General features: G+C 73.8%; 2 protein-coding genes and 1 pseudogene. 2 read left to right on the top strand and 1 reads right to left on the bottom strand.

What is annotated here, in order from left to right; genetic code table 11:
• Nucleotides 1-95: 95 nt before the first annotated feature.
• Nucleotides 96-470, top strand: a pseudogene (locus tag ACI2L1_RS44975) (ATP-binding cassette domain-containing protein); the annotation flags it as partial.
• A gap of 288 nt (nt 471-758) precedes the next feature.
• Here the strand turns inward: ACI2L1_RS44975 and ACI2L1_RS44970 are convergent.
• Complete coding sequence (locus tag ACI2L1_RS44970; protein WP_404745271.1) at nt 759-1,370, bottom strand: DNA-binding response regulator; 612 nt, start codon at nt 1,368-1,370, stop codon at nt 759-761.
• A gap of 359 nt (nt 1,371-1,729) precedes the next feature.
• Between ACI2L1_RS44970 and ACI2L1_RS44965 the strand changes: the two genes are divergently transcribed.
• Nucleotides 1,730-3,853: a SpoIIE family protein phosphatase gene (locus tag ACI2L1_RS44965; RefSeq protein WP_404745272.1), complete on the top strand. Its 2,124-nt coding sequence runs from the start codon at nt 1,730-1,732 to the stop codon at nt 3,851-3,853.
• Nucleotides 3,854-3,961: the final 108 nt, after the last annotated feature.

The raw sequence follows: 3,961 nt of genomic DNA, 5'->3' as shown, positions 1-3,961 counted from the left end.
ACACGGCGGACCGAACGTCCCTCTGCCGCGCCACCGAAGCCCCCGCCCTCACCCTCACCTCTCTCACCTTCGCCTACGGCCCCACCGCCGCCCCCGTGGTCGACGGCCTCGATCTCGACCTCCCGCCCGGCGCCCACCTCGCCGTCGTGGGCCCCAGCGGGATCGGGAAGTCCACGCTCACCGCCCTGGTCGCCGGTCTGCTGCACCCCGCCGCCGGAGAGATCCGGCTCTACGGACACCCCGTGCCCTCGCCGGAGGCCACCGCCCGGCGCGTGCTCATCCCGCAGGAGGCGTACGTCCACACGGGCACCCTCGCCGAGAACCTCGGGCACCTCCGACCGGACCCGGTGCCCGAGCCCGAGCTGCTCGCGGCGGCCGCGGCGGTGGGGCTCGGCCCGCTGCTCGAAGCACTCGGCGGGCCGCGGGCACAGGTGGCCCCGGCCACACTCTCCGCGGGAGAACGCCAGCTCGTCGCGCTGACCCGGGCCTATCTGTCGTACGCCCCGCTCGTCCTGCTCGACGAGGCGACCTGCCATCTGGACCCCCGGGCCGAGGAGCGCGCCGAGCGGGCCTTCGCGGACCGGCCGGGCACCACGCTGGTCGTCGTCGCCCACCGCATCAGCTCGGCCCGCCGCGCCGACCGCGTACTGCTGATGGACGGCCCGCGCACGACGTACGGCACCCACGACGAACTCGTGCGCGACTCACCGGCGTACCGCGAACTCGTGGGCGGCTGGACGGCCGTACCCCCGAATCGGTCAGAGCCAGCCTCGCCCCTGCGAGATCCGGATCGCGTCGATGCGGTTGCGGGCACCGGTCTTGCGGGTGATCGCGGCCATGTAGTTGCGCACGGTCCCGTGGGACAGGTGCAGGTTCCCCGCGATCTCCGCGATGGACGCGCCCTCGGCGGCGAGCGTTAACACGCTCAGCTCCCGTCTGGTCAGCGGCATCTCGGCGGCCTGCAGGAAGCCGAACCCCAGCGAGTCGTCGACGAACCGTCTCCCTTCGGCGACGCGCCGGATCCCGCGCACGAGACGCTCCGGCGCGGCGCCCTCCTTGTCGACGTAGCCGAGCGCCCCCGCCTCGACGGCCCGCTTCAGCAGCCCGGGACGGTTGGCGCTGGCCATCACGAGCAGGCGCGGCGGACTCCGGTCCGGCTCGCGCCCGGATAACTCGCCCAGGGGCGGACTGCCGTACGCGTCGGAGCATTCGAGGTCCGCGGCGCAGACGTCGGGCCGCACGGATCGCAGGCGTCCGGGCGCGGTGTGCCACGGGGTGTCGAACACCCCGAGGTCCGGTTCCCGGCGGAGCCACTCCGCCAGGACCGATCTCACCAGACACGCGTCGTGCACCAGAAGCACCCGGATCACTGTTCGTCCCCTCGGTTCGCCCTGCTCGGTTCCGTGGCGATGAACGCGTGCCCATTGTTCGGGTCCCGGATCGCCCAGGGGCGCGAAGAATTGGCCATCAGGGTGCGCGGGGGCGCACGCACGGCGCTCGGGCGCCGCCGCGCGCTTCGACTGCGGGGGCATGGCCCGGAGGCGAGGGGGTACACCGTCGTCCTCGCCGTCGCGCGGCTACGCGTGTGCCCGGGCGGGGAACGCTCGCCGTGCGGGACGGGCCATAAGGGAGGAGATTTGATCCCTGAGGGCCCGGCTCGCGCCAGCGGGCCACGCCCTCCTCCGGGACGCGCCCGCGCGAGGAGGTGGTCGGCGTGTCCGAAGGGCATATGTCCGCCCCGGGGTCGGCGAGCGCCCGTACGCGCGTGGGGCGGCCGCTGATCTCCCTGGCGCTGGCGTCGATGATGGACGAGGTGCACGCCCACTCCGGCGCGGTGTACCTGCTGGCCGCCGACGAGCCGGTGCTGGAGATGGCGGTGATGGCGGGGCTGCCCCGGGCGTTCGCGGTCCCGTGGGAGCGGGTCGGGCTGAGCGCGCCGATCCCGGTGGCGGAGGCGGTGCGGGAACGGCGGCTGGTCTGGGTCGGCGGCGAGCACGAGATGGCCCGCCGCTATCCGCGGATCGCCGTGGTGCTGCCGTATCCGTTCGCGCTGGCCGCGGTGCCGGTGGCGACCTCGTCCAAGGTGCACGGCGCGGTCTTCGTGACCTGGCCCGGTTCGCATCCGCCGGAGCTGACCGACTGGGAGCGTGACCATCTGACCGCGGCCTGCGGGCGGCTCGCGGTGCGGCTGGAGCGGGCGGTGGAGGACAGCGTGCCGCCGTACACGGAGCCGGATCTGCTCACGGCGGCGCCGGTCGGAAGTGTGGCCGGGACGCTGGGCACGGTGGAGGCGGCGCGCATGGTGGCGAGGCTCCCGTACGGGCTGTGCTCACTGGACCTGGACGGCCGGGTCTCCTTCGCCAACGCGGCGGCGGCCGAGCTGATCGGTGCCCCGGTCTCCCAGCTGCTCGGCTCCCAGCTGTGGGCAGCGGTGCCCTGGCTCAACGACCCGGTGTACGAGGACCGTTACCGGGCCGCGCTGATCAGCCAGCACAGTACGTCGTTCGTGGCGCTGCGGCCGCCCGGGGACTGGCTGTCGTTCCGGCTGTACCCGAGCACGACAGGGCTGAGCGTCCGGGTCAGCCGGGCCCGGGCGGTGGCGGAGATGAACCGGGCCGGTCCGCGGCCCGGGGACCGGCCGTCCCGGCTGGTCACGATCTCACAGGTGCTGAGCCTGGCCGGGGCGCTGACCGAGGCGGTCGGCGTCCAGGACGTGGTGCAGCTGGTGGCGGACGAGATCGCCACGGCGGTGGGCAGCCAGGCCCTGGTCATGCTTGGTTCGCGGTCGGGGCGGCTGCATGTGCTCGGGCACCGCGGCTATCCGGACGCGCGGGTCGTGGAGCGCTTCGACGGGCTGCCGCTGGCCGAACCCACGCCGGGCACGCATGTCCTCAACACCGGGGTGCCCGCGTTCTTCGAATCCCGGGAACAGTTGGAGCACCTGTATCCGGGGCGGATCGCCACCCCCGACGGGTTCGCGGCCTGGGCCTTTCTGCCGCTGATCGCCTCCGGGCGCCCGGTGGGCACGTGCGTGCTGGCCTACGCCGAGCGGCATCCCTTCCCCGCTGACGAGCGGGCGGTGCTGACGAGTATCGGCGGGCTGATCGCCCAGGCCCTGGAGCGGGCCGTACTGTACGACGCCAAGCACCAGTTGGCGCACGGGCTGCAGGCGGCCCTGCTGCCGCACACGCTGCCTGTGCTGCCCGGCATCGAGGCGGCGGCCCGCTATCTGCCGGCCGCGCAGGGCATGGACATCGGCGGCGACTTCTACGACCTGGTGCCGGTGGACGAGTTGGCTGCCGCCGTGATCGGGGATGTGCAGGGGCACAACGTGACGGCGGCCGGGCTGATGGGGCAGATCCGGACGGCGGTACGGGCGTACACGACCGTCGGCCAGTCGCCTGAGGCCGTCATGCGCTCCACCAACCGGCTGCTGATCGACCTCGGCACCGACCTGTTCGTCAGTTGCCTGTATCTGCGGCTCGATCCGAAAGCCGGGCGGGCCGTGATGGCCCGGGCCGGGCATCCCCCGCCGTTGCTGCGGCGGCCGGACGGGCGGGTGCGGGTGCTGGACCTGGCCGGGGGCCCGCTGCTGGGGATCGACGGCTCGGCCGCCTACCCGACGACGGAGGTGGACCTCACGCCCGGCAGCGTCCTCGTCCTCTACACCGACGGTCTGATCGAGTCCCCGGGCGTCGACATCGAGGACGCGCTGGCCGATCTGGGGGACCAGCTGGCCGAGGGGGGTGACCGTCCGCTCGACGAACTGGCCGACGGGTTCGTCCGACGCAGCCCGGCCGCGCGGGAGCGTCTCGACGATGTGGCGTTGCTGCTGCTGCGGGCCGTCGGCTGACCCGCTGAGCCGCACACACGTCGGTCCGGCCCTCCCGCCGGAGGGCCGGACCGTTGCACCTCCCGGCCGGAACCGCGCGGTGGATCGGGAGGTGGTCGTAAGGACCGG

Source organism: Streptomyces sp. NPDC019531 (assembly GCF_044903305.1).
Classification (GTDB): domain Bacteria; phylum Actinomycetota; class Actinomycetes; order Streptomycetales; family Streptomycetaceae; genus Streptomyces.
The sequence above is the reverse complement of the archived record's forward strand: the minus strand, read 5'-3'. Positions and strand labels throughout refer to the sequence as shown.